Here is a 15,739-nt window from a genome sequence, read left to right on the forward strand (position 1 = left end):
GTAACTATGCCGATTAAAGTCTTAGTTGTTGATGATTCAAGTTTCTTTCGACGCCGAGTGAGTGAGATCATCAACGCTGAATCGCGCTTAGAAGTGATTGATGTCGCGACTAATGGCCGAGAAGCTGTCGATAAAGCCATGCGTCTAAAACCAGATGTCATCACTATGGATATCGAGATGCCGGTGATGGATGGGATCAGTGCTGTACGTGAGATCATGGCCAATAATCCGACGCCAATATTAATGTTTTCGTCATTGACTCATGATGGTGCAAAAGCAACGCTGGATGCGTTGGATGCTGGCGCTTTAGACTTTCTGCCGAAAAAATTTGAGGATATAGCGCGCAATCGAGAAGATGCGGTGACTTTATTGCAGCAACGAGTATTACAAATTGCGGCAAAACGCAATTTTATGCGTCGTCCGGTTGTAACTAGTAGTATAACCACGGCCAATACTGCCTCACCACGGTCTGTAGCTGATTCACAAACGCCAGCTCAGGGGCGTTTGGCTACAGCACCTTCCGCGCTATCACGTTTCAAAGCAAGTGGTAAAAAATATCAATTAACCGCGATTGGTACGTCAACGGGAGGCCCCGTAGCCTTACAGAAAATTTTAACTAAATTACCGGCTAATTACCCTCATCCGATAATTTTGATCCAACACATGCCAGCCACGTTCACAGGTGCTTTTGCTAGTCGCCTTAATTCTTTATGTAAGATTCAAGTGAAAGAGGCGGAAGATGGTGATGTTCTTAAGCCTGGTACCGCTTATCTTGCACCTGGTGGAAAGCAGATGATGTTAGATGGACGCCCAGGAGCAGCCAGATTGCGTATTATTGATGGTGGTGAGCGGATGAACTATAAGCCATGTGTTGACGTAACATTTGGTTCCGCCTCTAAAATTTTTGGTGAGAAAGTTTTATCAATGATTCTGACAGGGATGGGGGCTGATGGCCGTGAAGGGGCTCGAATGCTGAAATCTGCTGGAGCAACTGTATGGGCACAAGATGAAGAGAGTTGTGTTGTTTATGGCATGCCTCAAGCGGTTTCCAAGGCGGGTATTTCATCTGAAGATTTGCCGTTAGATCGTATCGCGGAACGCATGTTAATTGAAGTTGGCTTGAGTTAAGGAAACGTTAATGATTGTTTGGAGTGTGGCAAACCAGAAAGGAGGCGTAGGTAAAACGACTACGACCATTACCCTTGCTGGCTTATTAAGCCAACAAGGTAAGCGCGTTTTGCTGGTCGATACCGATCCCCATGCATCATTAACGACTTATTTAGGCTATGATTCTGATGCCGTACCGACGAGTTTGTTTGATCTGTTTCAGTTGCGTGAGTTTAATGAACAAAATGTTGAGCCATTAATTCTGCGCACCGATATTAAAAATATGGATCTTATTCCTGCTCATATGTCATTAGCGACTTTAGATCGCGTGATGGGTAATCGCAGCGGTATGGGGCTGATACTTAAACGTTCATTACTTGCTTTACGCCATCGTTATGACTACGTACTGATCGATTGTCCACCGATTCTCGGAGTGATGATGGTCAATGCGTTAGCAGCGAGTGATCGTATTTTAATTCCAGTGCAAACTGAATTTCTAGCAATGAAAGGCTTAGAACGTATGGTCCGTACATTAGCGATCATGCAAAAGTCACGTAATCGTGAGTTTAAAGTGACCATTGTGCCTACGATGTATGACAAACGAACTCGTGCGTCATTGCAAACGTTGACTCAACTAAAAAAAGATTATCCTGAACAGGTATGGGCCTCAGCTGTTCCTATTGATACTAAATTTCGTGATGCAAGTTTAAAGCGTCTACCTGCTTCGCATTTTGCAGAAGGGAGCCGAGGTGTGTTTGCTTATAAACAGTTGTTACTCTTCTTAGAGAGGTTGGCTATCGATGAGTAACTCCTTACTATCTAGTGAACAAGCGTTAGATGATTACTTCGCGGCTTTATTAGAGGAAGAGCTGGAACAGCCAGATTGGCAAGATGGTCCTTTTACGACCACGCTTAGTCAGCCAATAGATGAACCTCAACCGCTGCCTGCTCGTCAGCGCAGCGCAGATAGTTACATCGAACAAGAATTGGTTGAATTTGAGCTACCTAATTTAGATGATGTACAGCGTTTACTCAGTCAGCTAGAGAATAATAATCCTGTTGCCGATCTTGATCTTGAAGTTGTCATGGCAGAAAACACCGCTCAGATAGCTCAAACGGTTATTGAGAGATCGGTAGAAGAAATTCAAGAATGGGAAATTGAAGAGGCGCTCGTTGAAGCTGATCCTGTCACCACGGTCAAAGAGCCTGAGATGTTTGTTGAACAACCATCTCCTCAGCCTTTGGTGGTAGAGCCTGAGGTGATTGTTGAGCCAGAGATAGCCAATGACACGTTAGTCAGTGAAGAACCACAACCTGATCCATTCGGTATCGGCCAGTGGCAATGCTCAGTTCGTGAACAAAATTTTCAAGTTTTGTACTTCGATGTCAATGGCGTTACTTTCGCAGTGCCACTGGATGAGTTAGGTGGTATCCATCGTAAAACCACATTGAATCATTTGATTGGACGTCCCGCATGGTATTTAGGTCTGCAAACTAACCGTGATTCACAGCTGGATGTCGTTGATACCGCCAAATGGGTAATGTCTGATAAGCTAGCTGATGACACGTACAAAAAAGAATATCAATACATAGTTATGTTAGATAACAGCCTGTGGGGCTTAGCTTGTACTAAACTATTAGGTACAGAGTGGTTAAGTAGCGACAAGGTTCGTTGGCGAGAGCAAGTTGGCAAGCGGCCATGGCTTGCTGGTATGGTTAAAGAAAAAATGTGTGCTTTGATTCATGTTAATGCATTAATCGCTATGCTTAATGCAGGCCTTGATGTCCAAGCGCTCGATAAATAATACATATTTTGTCGGTCACGACTTAAAGAGGAAAAGGTATGTCTGAAGTAGAAGTGAGAAAAGAACACTCAAATGATGAAGTGCTTCAGTGGGTAACATTTCAACTAGAAGAAGAGACTTATGGCGTCAATGTGATGCAAGTCCGTGAAGTGTTACGTTACACCGAAATCGCACCCGTCCCAGGGTCGCCTGACTATGTCTTAGGTATTATTAACCTACGTGGTAACGTTGTGACTGTTATCGATACGCGTTCGCGTTTTGGCTTAATGCAAGGTGAAATCACCGACAACACACGAATTATTGTGATTGAGTCTGAGCGTCAAGTCATTGGTATCTTAGTTGATAGTGTTGCTGAGGTGGTTTACTTACGTTCATCAGAAATTGATACGACACCAAGTGTGGGTACGGAAGAGAGTTCTAAGTTTATCCAAGGAGTGAGTAATCGCGACGGAAAACTGTTGATCTTAGTCGATCTCAATAAACTGCTATCGCAAGAAGAGTGGGACGATATGGCTCATCTTTAATGAGTGATTTTTTATACTTTACGCCTCCCATCCTTATGGGGGGAGCGGCGTTGATTATCGTACTCTTTACGCTTGGATTGTGGTTTTTGCGCCGCTCATTAACTCGTCAAGGCGATTATTTTCGTCAGCAAGTTCGCCAGCTTGATAAAGAGTTGCAAAAAACTACCAAGCAGTTATTTGAGGTGCGTTCTGCAGCGATAGGACTGGGACAAAAGGTTACCGGACAACAAGAGATTATTACTCATTTAAGTGATCGTCTTAAGCAGTTAGAAAATGTTGATACCGATGCCCGCCTATATAGTCGGGCAAGTAAAATGGTTAAGCTAGGTGCCGACATTGATGAACTCATCGAGGAGTGTGAGTTACCGAAAGCTGAAGCTGAATTAATGCTATCATTGCAAAAAAAATTGGCTGGTAAAGAATCCATTCCGCCTTTAAGTAGTGACCCAGAAGGGCGTATGTCTACGACTAGTACTGGTAAGAAACCGACTCGTAAACCATCTCTTTAAATAAAAACTAAATGGGAGCGTTGTGCTTCCTTTTGGTTTTTATTTCTGTAAACAATAAATAACAGATAATTACCTGTTATTTGATAATGGCCGATGGCTGTCTGATTTTTCATCGATAATGATTAGCTTTAAAGCGAGTTTCACTCTTATTCTATTTGTGTTTAGCGTGCTGTGTTAGTATCAAAGGCCGTTAAATAGTGCGTTGATACTTTTCAGCGACTACCGAAAATGATTCAAAGCAATCGAAAGTTTCTTTTGCTGATGAATGAGCGTTAATATCTTGGTGATATTGAGTAAGACAAATTCGGTAATAATATGATATTTTAAGGCTCATTTTGTTGTATTCACCCTATATTTACATCGTAAAAGTCGAGCAGCGCCATGACTTTTCACCAATTGGATTATGACCATGCCCAGCCGTTTGTCACGGATAGCAATGTTTTTATTGATGCTGGTACTGGCCGGATGTAGCTCGGTACCGGAAGATGCACGCAACGAATCACATCCTAGTGACCCATTAGAAGGGTTTAACCGCGCGATGTGGAAAATTAATTACGATTACCTAGACCCTTATCTAGCGCGTCCTGTTTCGCTGGCTTATGTCGATTATGTGCCATCACCATTAAGACGTGGTTTAGCGAACTTTTTATCTAATTTAGATGAGCCGGCCAGTATGGTTAATAACCTGATCATGGGTAACGGTGAAAAAGCACTCGATCACTTTAACCGTTTTTGGTTAAACAGTACTTTTGGACTTTTAGGATTGATTGATATTGCATCAGAAGCCGGAATTCGTAAGCATGACGATAAGCAATTTGGTGATGCGATAGGTTATTATGGTGTGGGCAATGGACCTTATTTAATGGTGCCGGGATATGGACCTTATACTGTTCGAGAAGTGGCTGATACGGTTGATGGGTGGTATGTCCCGCTCGCGTATTTGAATATTTGGGGCAGCATTGGTAAATGGGCGGTTCAAGGAATGGAAACTCGTGCCGCTTTAGTGCCTCAAGAGGCCATGCTACAGCGTTCTCCTGATCCTTATGCGTTAACGCGAGAAGTTTATTTACAACGCCGTGACTTCAAAGCCGAGCGAGACACGCAAAGCTATGATTCTGAGCAAGAAGATTTTCTCGATGATTATCTCGACGGCGGATTCTAGTTTTCTCAATGCTATCTGTTAATAACTTTGAATGCGCGCAGGTCACTGAGCATAAAGTGACCTGCGCCTTCAGTCTTCATTTCTGTTGTTCATTTTCATCATGCTGACATAACACGCCCACTAAAATAGTCATTAGTTACAATGTATTCCGTATTACGAATCAGCTCATCTTGCACTTCCGCCCAGTGCCAATCCTGATGATGTCCCGCCATTGGTATTACGCCACCGACGCGAATATTATAGGGTGTTAACTCTCTGGCCCAACTTTGGGTAAATCCGGCAACCATAGAATTCGTATTTTCCATTCCCGCTTGTTGCTGTGTGGTATTGTGCCAGACGAGGTTAACAATCACCCCTTTTGCTTGATGTTGACGCATCCTTTCTGAGCAAGTTTGACCAAAGGTAAAGAGAGAAGAGGCCATGTTTGCTAATTGCTGAATAAAACGCTCTGTAGGTTGTTCATCGACTAAAGAAGGAAAATGCACACTTGGCCAATGATTGATTAACACATCTGGCGCTGAATGGTAGGTGGTTTCAATATAGTCAAATAACTGATGAATACTTGCTGGAGAACGGTCGGGTAACGTGTAGTAATGAACACGATGACTGATCGCGTAGCAATGCTGCCAAGTAGTGACTAAAGCACTATGATCAGTATCGCATATTATGACATTAGCACCCAAACGAGAAAAATGCATCGCCAGCGTTCCGCCAAGTAGCGAATTGGCTGAGGTAATTAAAATTAATGCGCTTTTAATTTTCATAGTGTGCCTTCCTTGGAGGAGACTATAACCATTGGGTGAATTAAGCATGGTTGAAGGGGGGAAATGATGGTGTGAATTGCTTCAAATAAACCAGGAAGGTTAAAAAGTAATCGTTTTTTCTTTGCGCTTATTCACATTCGGTGAGAAGTCTTAAGCAAAAATATACACTGTTGCTCTAGGTGTGGTTAGCTTTTGGCTAATAAAGATCCAAACGTTTTGGCTGATAAGAGGCTGTTTTCGATGTTGTTGAGATGCTTCCTACACTTGGGCTCGTAATTGATCTTTTCTGAGTGATTGATTAAGAATAGGGTATAGATCCATGAGCATTAACGTCTTGGTCTCTTGCTGTGCGAGATGTCGGCGGTCATGTCCAGAGAGATTTAAATATACCTCTTCTGGGAAATTTTCAGTATCTTCTGGTAGGTAGGTGAGCACTTCTGGTTGCAAATAGTGCGACAATTTAGCGCTAGCTATACCACCAGAATGAAACAGCCTCGCTTGCTGAGCCGAAATAGCGTAAGAGCTTTGATCATTGCGTAGTGCTTGGCATGCTGGCAGTTCAAAGCGTTGACGTAGCTGTTCTTCAGTTGTGCGCTGAGTGGTGATCGGCTCGACTGGCGCGGTATCGCGAACGTCATTGGAGAAGAGTGCCATAAACAAAGCGAAATCGGCATGACGACCTTGCTGTACCGCTTGGTTGACCCCAGTTCCGAGCTGTAACTCATTAATTATTCCGGCTTTATCTAATGTATGTACTTGCATGCTTTCTCCTCAATGCATCACTAATAACGGCATATGAAGAAAAAACTTTAATAAAAAAGCCTACCTTATTTAAGGTAGGCTATCGGCTGTTGAGTATGACTTGACACTCACCAGCTGGTCAGCGAGATTACTTCGCGAGATTTTGTGCAACAAATTCCCAGTTCACTAGAGCCCAGAAGCCATTCATGTAGTCTGGACGCAGGTTACGGTAATCGATGTAGTAAGCATGTTCCCACAGATCGACCGTCAATAGGGGTGTGACTCCCTCTTCAGTGATTGGTGTTGCTGCGTTAGAAGTATTGATAATTGCCAACGAGCCGTCTGCTTTTTTCACTAGCCAAGTCCACGAAGAACCGAAGTTGTTGATCGCAGAATCGGTGAATTTTGCTTTAAAATCAGCAAATGAACCAAAGGCCGCATTGATGGCTTCTGCCACTGCTCCTGTTGGCTCACCACCGCCGTTTGGAGATAAGCAGTGCCAGTAGAAAGTGTGGTTCCATACTTGTGCAGCATTATTAAAAATACCGCCAGTTGACGTTTTGATGATCTCTTCGAGAGATTTACCTTCAAACTCAGTACCAGGGATTAAGCCATTTAATTTTACTACATAAGTATTGTGGTGTTTACCGTGATGGTAATCCAAAGTCTCTGCTGAAATGTGTGGTTGTAGCGCATCTTTTGCGTAAGGTAGTGCTGGTAGTTCAAATGCCATTGTTCAATTCTCCGTTGTTGAGAGGAAAGAAACGACTAAGCAGACGAGGTCAAATATAGGTTACGGCCCACGGCTGATGTAGACACTTCTTTGATTGCTTCCAGTGTTATTCTAATGGAGTCGGTAAAACTGACTTGTGACCTATTTTAGCAAGTTTTTACTTTATTAACACCCCAAGTGAAAGAAAAAGTTCAGTTAACTCAATAAATCGCGATCATTAGCATTTCAGTTTGCTAAACCCATAAACAGAATGTGCTTTTTATTCTCTCTTAATGATTTAGAATGGAGGGGATTAACTTAGCCATCCATTAAGAGGAAGCAATGGAAACCATCGATAAAATCAAACAGCAACTTGCTGAAAACCCAATTCTTCTTTATATGAAAGGGTCACCTAAACTGCCAAGCTGTGGTTTCTCTTCTCAAGCCGCTCAAGCATTAATGGCGTGCGGTGAAAAATTTGCCTACGTGGATATCTTACAAAACCCAGATATTCGCGCAGAGCTGCCAGTGTATGCGCAATGGCCGACTTTTCCGCAGCTATGGGTTGAAGGTGAATTGATTGGTGGCTGTGACATTATTTTGGAAATGTTCCAAAAAGGTGAATTACAGCCATTAATTAAAGAAGCTGCTGCACGTAACGCGACAGATGAAGCATAATACTGTATAAAAATACAGTTTAGCTTGATTTTTTAGGGCCACATTGGTTAATGTGGCCCTAATTTTTTAAATTTTAGACTGTTATGAGCCGCTTATTCATTGCTGAAAAACCCAGTTTAGCCCGAGCCATTGCTGATGCCTTGCCCAAGCCCCATAAGAAGCAGCAAGGTTTTATTGAATGTGCTAATGGTGATAAAGTGACTTGGTGTATTGGTCATTTACTTGAGCAAGTAGAACCTGATAGCTATGATCCACGATACAAGAAGTGGAACTTAGCAGATTTACCTATTCTTCCGGAAAAGTGGCAGCTACAACCGAGAAAAACCGCGAGTCAACAACTAGCAATCGTGCGTAAGTTACTGAAAAGCAGTCAAGAAATTATCCATGCTGGTGATCCTGACCGCGAAGGCCAGCTATTGGTTGATGAGGTGATTGATTATTGTCAGGTTGCTAAGCAAAAGCAGCACAATATCCAACGTTTATTGATCAATGATCTTAACTTGCCGGCGGTGAAGCGCGCACTTTCATCGATGCGCAGTAATCGTGAATTTATTCCACTCTCAGTCTCTGCATTAGCGCGCTCTCGGGCAGATTGGTTGTACGGCATGAATATGTCTCGCGCTTATACTTTGCTCGGGCAACAAGCGGGTTATCAAGGAGTATTGTCTGTTGGTCGAGTGCAAACTCCTGTACTGGGATTGGTGGTGCGCCGTGATGCAGAGATTGCCCATTTTGTTGCTCACGATTACTTTACCTTACACGCCTTGATCTCCTATCAAGTAGAAGGGCATGAGTTTGATATTCGAGCTCGCTGGCAGCCTAGTGAAGCCTGCCAGCCTTGGCAAGATGAAGAAGGGCGAGTGTTAAACCGCGCTTTGGTTGAAAATGTTGCCCGTCGTATTCAAAATCAGCCTGCAATGGTTACAGCGTCAGAACAAACGCAAACTAAGCAAGCACCACCACTGCCTTATTCATTATCCGCGTTACAAATTGATGCTGCCAAGCGCTATGGTTTGAGTGCTCAACAAGTGCTGGATATTTGTCAGTCATTGTATGAAAAATACAAGTTAATCACTTATCCACGTTCTGACAGCCGTTATTTACCCAAAGAGCATTTCGCTCAGGCTGGTACGATATTGACGGCGATTGCGCATAATCTACAGCCATTACAAACTGCGGTTGCGAGTGCTGACCGTACATTACGTTCTAAAGCGTGGAATGACAGTAAGGTTGATGCGCATCACGCGATTATTCCGACGCCCAAGCAAAGTAACACCCATGGACTTTCTGCCGCAGAACAGAATATTTATCAGCTGATTGCTCGCCAGTACGTACTGCAATTTTATCCTCCTGCGGTGTACGCTGAAGCTAAACTTGTTTTTACCATCGCGGGAGGAATTTTCATTGCTAAAGGCCGACAATTGGTATTCGCGGGTTGGAAAGGTGTTATTGGGCAACAAGAGCAAACCGAAGAGGGAATTGATACGGTTCCACCTTTGCCTGTAGGTACACAGTTAATATGTCGTGAAGGTGAAATAAAAGCCTGTAAAACCGAACCCCCCCGCCATTTTACCGAAGCTACATTGTTGCAAGCGATGACGGGGATCGCCCGTTTTGTGGAAGATAAAGAGCTTAAGAAAATTCTTCGTGAAACCGATGGGCTTGGTACAGAAGCCACCCGAGCGGGCATCTTAGATACATTATTCAAACGCCAATTGCTGACACGAGAAGGAAAACAGATTAAAAGCACCCCAGCCGGTAAAGGGTTAGTCGAGGCGTTACCACTGCAAGCGACTTACCCTGATATGACGGCACATTGGGAACATCAGTTACAAGCAATGGCGGAAAGAGGTCAAGCTTATCAACCCTTTATTGAAGATCTGGAGCGGCAAATCAGTCAATGGGTAGAGCAAGTCAAACAACAACCTGTTCCCGCTTCGTTGCGAGCTTTACCGCCAGTTAAACGTCCGGCTTTTAAAACCAAGAGAAGGTCGACAAGCAGTAAAAGAAAAAGCTCGTCTGCACGCTGAGCATCAGCAGCATAAAGGTGTTGTTGTGCGACGATTTGCCACTGATTGATGAAGTAATTAGGATTTGTTGCGTGAAAGTTAGAATAAATCCACATAAAAATAATAGCCCTGTTGCATAGGCGGTTAATATTTTCCATAGTAAGCATTGGTTCTTGGATGAATATCACAAAGAATCAGGATGGAATCATTATACAGAGGCAAAAATGCCCGTTATCACGCTTGCGCTAGGAATACACCATGTTAAAGATACTTAGAGCCCTCAACGTTCGTCAGAAAATCTTGGTGATCGAACTTATTTCTCTGACTATTATTGTTCTTATTAGCCTTTATGGGGTAAGTAAGTTACGAGAAATGGCCTTTCAAGAACGTCAACAAAGTGTTGAAAATCAAGTTCAATCAGTGGTCAGTTTAGTCGATTATTATGCTCGTTTAGCACCAAGAATTGGTGAAGAAGAAGCTAAGCAACGAGCGATCGAAGCGATCAAGGCACTCCGATATGACAATGATAACTATTTTTGGGTGATGACCGCCAATGCTCGTTTAGTACTGCATCCTTTACGCCCCGAAATGGACAATCAAGATATGAGTCAAGTTCGTGATGGTGCTGGTCGTTTTCATTGGCAACAAATGGCTCAGGTTGTGCAACGCCAAGGAGCCGGATTTGTTGAATATACTTTTGTACCACCCAGTGGCCCGATTGAAGACAAAATTTCCTATGTTGCGCAAGCCAGTGGTTGGAATTGGGTTATTGGCACCGGCGTTATCGTTAATGATATCAATCAAACCGTCTATCAAAATGCCTTATTCTATGTCGGTTTTGCTTTAGCAGGGGTAGTGATTACTTTGCTATTTTCGAGCATTATTGGTAAAAATATCACCGATCCTCTGGCTTTGTTCGTTACCAAGGTTCAGCGCGCAGCGCAAGGGGATATGACGGTGCGTTTTAATCCTAAAGGACGTGATGAGATTGCTAGCTTAGGGCGTTCGATAAATTCGATGATCGAAAGCACCCATCAAGCTTTAATTACCGCCAAGCAGTCAGCAATGAACGCCGCTGAGATGGCGTCATCAATTGCTTCGGCCAGTGAGGAGACTGCAACCAGTACTCAATCGCAGCGAATGCAACTAGAGCAATTAGCAACGGCCATGAATGAAATGAATGCAACCATTCGTGATGTCGCGCAAAATGCCGAGCAAACTGCTGCATCGACGGATGATGTCGCCAATCAAGCGTTAAGTTGCAATAGCATGATGGAGAGAACCGAGCAAAACATCGAGCAGTTATCTCAAGAAGTCTCACAAACCGATCAATTGGTTGAAGCGCTACGTAATGACGTTGCAGGTATCAATGAAATTGTTGATGTGATTCAAGCCATCTCTGAACAAACTAACTTATTGGCGCTCAATGCGGCGATTGAAGCGGCGCGTGCTGGGGAGCAAGGTCGTGGCTTTGCGGTGGTGGCGGATGAAGTGCGTCATTTGGCTGGCCGTACTCAGCAATCGACGCATCAAATTCAGCAAACGATCGAGTCTTTGATTGCCAGAGCGGGCAGTGCGTCTCAGGCAATGAAGCAATGTCATAGCCGTGTGACGGAAAACGTACAAACCGCAACCGAAACTAAGCAAATGTTAAAACAGATGGTGACTGAGCTTACTCGCGCGAATGACATGGTGACCCAAATTGCCACTGCAGCGGAGCAGCAAGACACCGTAGCAGAAGAGATGAATAGCAATGTGAGCCATATCAATCTGTCGGCTGATCATATTAGCCAATCGGCGCAAGATTTGGCTGAACAAAGCCAGCATCTGGCTGATAGTGCCAACCAATTGGATGAGCAGTTACAGCGTTTTAAAGTATAACAACCGAGTTCATATCGGTTGTTATTGAGTCGGATAAAGACAACAAAGTGGAGAAGAACTCTCCACTTTTTTATTGCCCTAACGTTGAATATTAAGAGCCAACCACGTTAAATCACTGCTTGACGAACCTTGGCAGAGATCCATTCACTCACGACTACCGTTGCCAAGACGACTAAAATAATCAAGGTGACTTGAGGCCAAGCGAGGACATTTAAACTCGATTGCAATTGCATACCGATGCCACCCGCTCCAACTAAACCTAAGATCGCACTTTCGCGGATATTAATATCCCAACGAAAAACACTAATCCCAAAGAATGTCGGTAGAACTTGCGGCACAATCGCATAATTTAATACTTGAGATCGACTTGCTCCAGTGGACGTAATGGCCTCAACTTGAGTGAGGTCGGTTTCTTCAATCGCTTCATACAATAATTTACCAACAAAACCGATTGAGCGTAGTGCTATGGCCAAAATACCAGCCAGTAAACCAGGACCAAGAATCGAAACCAGTAGCAATGCCCAGATCAAAGAGTTAATTGAGCGGGAAGCGACGATGATAAACAACGCGATCGGCCTCACTAATACTCTAGAGGGCGTGGTATTGCTGGCGGCCAAAAATGCCAGTGGTGTAGCCAAAATGACACCCAATAAGGTACCTAGGGTTGCCATATTGAGCGTGTCCCATAATGGCAACCACAAACGCTCCATATAAGACCAACGGGGAGGAAAGGCTCTGTCTAATAAATCAGCAGCGGCTTGAGGAGCATCGTAGACAAACACCCACATGGTATGTTCTGTCATGATATTCCAGCAATAAATAAACAAAGCCAGCAGTAACATCCAACCCACCCAAAGTAATAATTGAGTCTTTGGCGTACAATATTGCCAAGTTAGGCTTGAGTTGAGAGGGTTCATTTCACGTATTTCCGTAGATAGCCAGAAGCATATTCACTGAGCATCACAATCGTAATAATCAGTAAGAGAATGGCGCCAGCACTGTCATATTCGTAGCGCGAGAGAGAGGTATTGAGTGTTGCGCCAATGCCACCGGCCCCAACAATTCCGATTACGGCACTCTCACGAAAGTTAATATCGAGTCGGTATAAGCACAACCCAAGTAGACGCGGTAACACCTGCGGCTGAATAGCGTAATTCACTCGCTGTAGCCAAGAGGCTCCAGTAGCTTGGATTGCTTCGATCGGTGTCGGATCTATTCCTTCTATTTCTTCGGCCAGCAATTTACCGATAAAACCAATCGTAGCGAAAGTTAAGGTCAAAAAACCCGCAAAAGCACCAAAGCCAAATAAAGCGACGAAAAAGATCGCAACGATGATTTCTTGCAAAGAACGGCTAAGGGCAATAAAAGCGCGACATATCATATAAACCCAAGTTGGGCTTAAGTTTCGAGCCGCTCCAAGACCCACTGGAATCGCTAAAGCAATACCTACCACAGTGGAAGTTAAAGTCATGGTTAAACTTTCGATCATACCAGCGGAAATATCTCGCCAGCGAGTAGAGAAATCAGGCTGCAAAAAGCCAGCAATAAAGCGTTGCGCTCGCTCTAATCCTTCGTAAATGCGAAGCCAGTTTATATCCACACTGCCGATAGCTATCCATAAGTAGGCCAAGCAAAGAATACTTAAAGTCCATCGCCAAACGCTGTTTTTAATGATTTGTGGTGGCTTTCGCCACTGTTCGGGATAAGCGGTTTTACTCATGCGTTCACCAATTGAGGATCGGTACTGGCGATTAACTCTGAGTCTTGATTGGATTCAGGTTGGCGCATACTCGTCCAGTCTTCTTCACCATAAATTTGGGTTAATACTTGTTCGGTCAGTTGCTGTGGAGAGCCATCAAACACGACTTCACCCGCTTTCAAACCAATAATTCGGTCGGTAAACTGCTGGGCGAGGACGACATCGTGAATATTAATAATCGCAGGTAAGCCACGCTCATTACACATTTCAACCAATAAGCGCATGATTTGGCGACTGGTTTTAGGGTCTAAGCTAGCGGTTGGCTCGTCAATCAAGAGCAGTTCTGGATCTTGAGCTAGAGCACGAGCAATACCTACCCGTTGGCGTTGTCCGCCAGATAATGCATCGGCTCTTTTGTCAGCATGTTGAAGTAAGCCAACGCGGTCCAGTAGACGATAAGCGTTGCTAATGTCTTGCCCCGGATATTGCCGCCAAAAACTACGCCAAAACGAAACATAACCTAATCGCCCTGAAAGGACGTTCTCCATCACCGTTAAGCGATCCACGAGGGCATATTCTTGAAATATCATGCCAATTTTGCGTCGGGCTTGTCGTAACTGAGTTTGAGAAAGCTGATTGACCGTTAAATTATTTAGGGTAATTTCCCCATCACTAGGTTCGACTAAACGGTTGATACAGCGAATTAAGGTTGATTTTCCTGCCCCAGAAGGGCCAATTAAGCCAACAACTTGTCCTTTGGGAACACTAAATGAAACGTTATTGAGGGCCTTATCGCCCGTTTGATAAGTTTTGCTTAATCCATTGATGGTCAACATGAATCCACTCCTTGATAATAAAAAACGCAAGATGAATCAGTATCATCTTGCGTTTAAGGGTTAACGACAGGTGTATTGAACACCCATGGCTTGATCGATTTCACGTACTACAGACCAGTGTTCTTTGAAGGTAATAGGAATAAACTGTGCTTCACCCGACTGAGAGAATTCTTTTTCCATCGCTGTACCTTTCCAATCAAAACTGAAAAAGGCTTGGCGGATTTTTTCTTGTAAATCAGGGTGTAGGTTGTACACCACGCCATAACCTGTGGTAGGGAAGCTATCGGATTTAAAGATCGTGTTATAGCTGTCTGGGTTAATCACGTTTCTTGCGACCATGCGCTTGGCAACAGAATTGGCAATGGCAGCGGCATCGTAGTCGCGGTTAACCACGCCTAAAATGGAGTTATCGTGAGCGCCCGAGAAGGCGGGGGTATAATCTTTGCCTGCGGTTAATTGGTAACTCGCTTCAAGTAGCGCTTGTGGCGCTTTAAATCCCGAGTTAGAGGTTTCTGCAGTAAATGCCAAGGTGCGACCACGCAGATCTTCAATCTTTTCAATTCCAGAGCTTGGGTAGGTAATAATTTCCATTTCATAACCGTAGCTGCCGTCTTCTCTGGCCATCATCGCAAAAGGACGAAAACCTGCACACGCTACCGCTAATGGGTTTGAACCTGTGTTAAACCCAGCGATGTGTAAACGTCCTGAACGCATGGCTTCAATCTGCGCTGCGTTAGAATTGACCGGGAAAAACTGGACACGTTTACCTGTTATTTTCGCCATATGGTCTAAAAATGGTTTCCAGACATCCGCGTAAACCGCAGGGTCTTCGACAGGCGTATAAGCAAAAATCAGAGTTGATGGGTTTATCCATGCTGATGGATTAGTGGGAATATCTGCAACCAGATCGCCATCATTATCTTTATAACGTGAGTCGAGTGAGAATTGTGCGTGAGCAAGTGGTGTGGCGATTAACGCCAGTGCAACGCATTGAGCTAGCAGTTTCATTGATAAAACCTCAGGTTGTCATCCTTAAACAAGTCCGTACACGGTAGAAGGTCAAGATGACTTTTATGTGAATACATCGTTAAGGCTTGATGACAATCATTATTCTTGGTGATGAACAATCAATAAAACAATGGATCTGCGCTTACTTTTGATGGGGGATGCTGAGATGCTCACAAAGGTCGTCATTGGCTTTGCCCATCGAGCGATCAGCTATGATAGATTATAAGTTGCTTATCAAAGTAAGTTTAAAAACAGCGGTTTTATGTACCTGAGCTGCTTATTTTTCGGTTAAAAAGAGTAATCA

16 protein-coding genes are annotated in these 15,739 nt (G+C 43.9%); 9 read left to right on the forward strand and 7 right to left on the reverse strand.

Annotation, left to right across the window (positions count from 1 at the left end):
* The first annotated feature begins 6 nt into the window (after positions 1 to 6).
* The 6 genes from AACS00_RS04080 to AACS00_RS04105 all read left to right on the forward strand — a co-directional run bounded on the left by AACS00_RS04080 (position 7) and on the right by AACS00_RS04105 (position 5,107).
* Positions 7 to 1,128, forward strand: coding sequence for a protein-glutamate methylesterase/protein-glutamine glutaminase (locus AACS00_RS04080; RefSeq protein WP_110166589.1), 1,122 nt, complete (start codon positions 7 to 9; stop codon positions 1,126 to 1,128).
* 10 nt (positions 1,129 to 1,138) lie between these two features.
* Complete coding sequence (locus AACS00_RS04085) at positions 1,139 to 1,915, forward strand: ParA family protein (RefSeq protein WP_072669848.1); 777 nt, start codon at positions 1,139 to 1,141, stop codon at positions 1,913 to 1,915.
* A complete protein-coding gene (locus tag AACS00_RS04090; RefSeq protein WP_110166590.1) occupies positions 1,908 to 2,912 on the forward strand; it encodes a chemotaxis protein CheW in 1,005 nt (334 codons plus the stop codon). Before AACS00_RS04085 ends, AACS00_RS04090 begins: the two co-directional genes overlap by 8 nt.
* A gap of 38 nt (positions 2,913 to 2,950) precedes the next feature.
* A complete protein-coding gene (locus AACS00_RS04095) occupies positions 2,951 to 3,436 on the forward strand; it encodes a chemotaxis protein CheW (protein WP_004394823.1) in 486 nt (161 codons plus the stop codon).
* On the forward strand, positions 3,436 to 3,945 hold the full coding sequence (locus AACS00_RS04100; RefSeq protein ID WP_072669846.1) for a DUF2802 domain-containing protein: 510 nt from the start codon (positions 3,436 to 3,438) through the stop codon (positions 3,943 to 3,945). Before AACS00_RS04095 ends, AACS00_RS04100 begins: the two co-directional genes overlap by 1 nt.
* A 409-nt stretch (positions 3,946 to 4,354) precedes the next feature.
* On the forward strand, positions 4,355 to 5,107 hold the full coding sequence (locus AACS00_RS04105; protein ID WP_072669845.1) for an MlaA family lipoprotein: 753 nt from the start codon (positions 4,355 to 4,357) through the stop codon (positions 5,105 to 5,107).
* Positions 5,108 to 5,205: 98 nt separating this feature from the next.
* Here AACS00_RS04105 and AACS00_RS04110 read toward each other — a convergent pair whose 3' ends face one another.
* The 3 genes from AACS00_RS04110 to sodB all read right to left on the reverse strand — a co-directional run bounded on the left by AACS00_RS04110 (position 5,206) and on the right by sodB (position 7,345).
* A complete protein-coding gene (locus AACS00_RS04110) occupies positions 5,206 to 5,871 on the reverse strand; it encodes an SDR family oxidoreductase (protein WP_110166591.1) in 666 nt (221 codons plus the stop codon).
* 258 nt (positions 5,872 to 6,129) lie between these two features.
* Complete coding sequence (locus AACS00_RS04115) at positions 6,130 to 6,633, reverse strand: VC2046/SO_2500 family protein (protein ID WP_072669843.1); 504 nt, start codon at positions 6,631 to 6,633, stop codon at positions 6,130 to 6,132.
* A 127-nt stretch (positions 6,634 to 6,760) separates the two neighbouring features.
* Positions 6,761 to 7,345, reverse strand: coding sequence for a superoxide dismutase [Fe] (sodB, locus tag AACS00_RS04120; protein ID WP_110166592.1), 585 nt, complete (start codon positions 7,343 to 7,345; stop codon positions 6,761 to 6,763).
* Positions 7,346 to 7,666: 321 nt separating this feature from the next.
* Between sodB and AACS00_RS04125 the strand changes: the two genes are divergently transcribed.
* From AACS00_RS04125 to AACS00_RS04135, 3 genes are all read left to right on the forward strand, one after another.
* The gene (locus AACS00_RS04125) at positions 7,667 to 8,002 is read left to right on the forward strand and encodes a Grx4 family monothiol glutaredoxin (protein WP_072669841.1); all 336 of its coding nucleotides are present in this window, start codon (positions 7,667 to 7,669) and stop codon (positions 8,000 to 8,002) included.
* Positions 8,003 to 8,085: 83 nt separating this feature from the next.
* A complete protein-coding gene (locus AACS00_RS04130; protein ID WP_110166593.1) occupies positions 8,086 to 10,032 on the forward strand; it encodes a DNA topoisomerase III in 1,947 nt (648 codons plus the stop codon).
* A gap of 237 nt (positions 10,033 to 10,269) precedes the next feature.
* On the forward strand, positions 10,270 to 11,892 hold the full coding sequence (locus tag AACS00_RS04135; RefSeq protein ID WP_110166594.1) for a methyl-accepting chemotaxis protein: 1,623 nt from the start codon (positions 10,270 to 10,272) through the stop codon (positions 11,890 to 11,892).
* A gap of 107 nt (positions 11,893 to 11,999) precedes the next feature.
* Here AACS00_RS04135 and phnE (AACS00_RS04140) read toward each other — a convergent pair whose 3' ends face one another.
* From phnE (AACS00_RS04140) to phnD, 4 genes are read right to left on the reverse strand one after another with little or no spacing between them, the layout of a single operon-like run.
* Positions 12,000 to 12,809, reverse strand: coding sequence for a phosphonate ABC transporter, permease protein PhnE (gene phnE / locus AACS00_RS04140; protein ID WP_110166595.1), 810 nt, complete (start codon positions 12,807 to 12,809; stop codon positions 12,000 to 12,002).
* Positions 12,806 to 13,612, reverse strand: coding sequence for a phosphonate ABC transporter, permease protein PhnE (gene phnE, locus AACS00_RS04145; protein ID WP_110166596.1), 807 nt, complete (start codon positions 13,610 to 13,612; stop codon positions 12,806 to 12,808). The genes phnE (AACS00_RS04140) and phnE (AACS00_RS04145) overlap by 4 nt, the downstream gene beginning before the upstream one ends.
* Complete coding sequence (gene phnC, locus AACS00_RS04150; protein WP_110166597.1) at positions 13,609 to 14,427, reverse strand: phosphonate ABC transporter ATP-binding protein; 819 nt, start codon at positions 14,425 to 14,427, stop codon at positions 13,609 to 13,611. The genes phnE (AACS00_RS04145) and phnC overlap by 4 nt, the downstream gene beginning before the upstream one ends.
* A 60-nt stretch (positions 14,428 to 14,487) precedes the next feature.
* Positions 14,488 to 15,435, reverse strand: coding sequence for a phosphate/phosphite/phosphonate ABC transporter substrate-binding protein (phnD, locus tag AACS00_RS04155; RefSeq protein ID WP_110166598.1), 948 nt, complete (start codon positions 15,433 to 15,435; stop codon positions 14,488 to 14,490).
* Between the last annotated feature and the right edge of the window lie 304 nt (positions 15,436 to 15,739).

The organism is Vibrio sp. 11986-1-5, assembly GCF_963878025.1.
Taxonomy (GTDB): Bacteria; Pseudomonadota; Gammaproteobacteria; order Enterobacterales; family Vibrionaceae; genus Vibrio; species Vibrio injensis.

What these genes read in the sequence shown, in the direction of transcription:
- AACS00_RS04085 (WP_072669848.1), top strand. Translation starts at nt 1,139, where the DNA reads ATGATTGTTTGGAGTGTGGCAAACCAGAAAGGAGGCGTAGGTAAAACG.
- AACS00_RS04110 (WP_110166591.1), bottom strand. Translation starts at nt 5,871, where the DNA reads ATGAAAATTAAAAGCGCATTAATTTTAATTACCTCAGCCAATTCGCTA.
- phnE (WP_110166595.1), bottom strand. Translation starts at nt 12,809, where the DNA reads ATGAACCCTCTCAACTCAAGCCTAACTTGGCAATATTGTACGCCAAAG.
- AACS00_RS04115 (WP_072669843.1), bottom strand. Translation starts at nt 6,633, where the DNA reads ATGCAAGTACATACATTAGATAAAGCCGGAATAATTAATGAGTTACAG.
- AACS00_RS04130 (WP_110166593.1), top strand. Translation starts at nt 8,086, where the DNA reads ATGAGCCGCTTATTCATTGCTGAAAAACCCAGTTTAGCCCGAGCCATT.
- AACS00_RS04090 (WP_110166590.1), top strand. Translation starts at nt 1,908, where the DNA reads ATGAGTAACTCCTTACTATCTAGTGAACAAGCGTTAGATGATTACTTC.
- phnC (WP_110166597.1), bottom strand. Translation starts at nt 14,427, where the DNA reads ATGTTGACCATCAATGGATTAAGCAAAACTTATCAAACGGGCGATAAG.
- sodB (WP_110166592.1), bottom strand. Translation starts at nt 7,345, where the DNA reads ATGGCATTTGAACTACCAGCACTACCTTACGCAAAAGATGCGCTACAA.
- AACS00_RS04095 (WP_004394823.1), top strand. Translation starts at nt 2,951, where the DNA reads ATGTCTGAAGTAGAAGTGAGAAAAGAACACTCAAATGATGAAGTGCTT.
- AACS00_RS04105 (WP_072669845.1), top strand. Translation starts at nt 4,355, where the DNA reads ATGCCCAGCCGTTTGTCACGGATAGCAATGTTTTTATTGATGCTGGTA.
- AACS00_RS04080 (WP_110166589.1), top strand. Translation starts at nt 7, where the DNA reads ATGCCGATTAAAGTCTTAGTTGTTGATGATTCAAGTTTCTTTCGACGC.
- AACS00_RS04135 (WP_110166594.1), top strand. Translation starts at nt 10,270, where the DNA reads ATGTTAAAGATACTTAGAGCCCTCAACGTTCGTCAGAAAATCTTGGTG.
- AACS00_RS04125 (WP_072669841.1), top strand. Translation starts at nt 7,667, where the DNA reads ATGGAAACCATCGATAAAATCAAACAGCAACTTGCTGAAAACCCAATT.
- phnD (WP_110166598.1), bottom strand. Translation starts at nt 15,435, where the DNA reads ATGAAACTGCTAGCTCAATGCGTTGCACTGGCGTTAATCGCCACACCA.
- phnE (WP_110166596.1), bottom strand. Translation starts at nt 13,612, where the DNA reads ATGAGTAAAACCGCTTATCCCGAACAGTGGCGAAAGCCACCACAAATC.
- AACS00_RS04100 (WP_072669846.1), top strand. Translation starts at nt 3,436, where the DNA reads ATGAGTGATTTTTTATACTTTACGCCTCCCATCCTTATGGGGGGAGCG.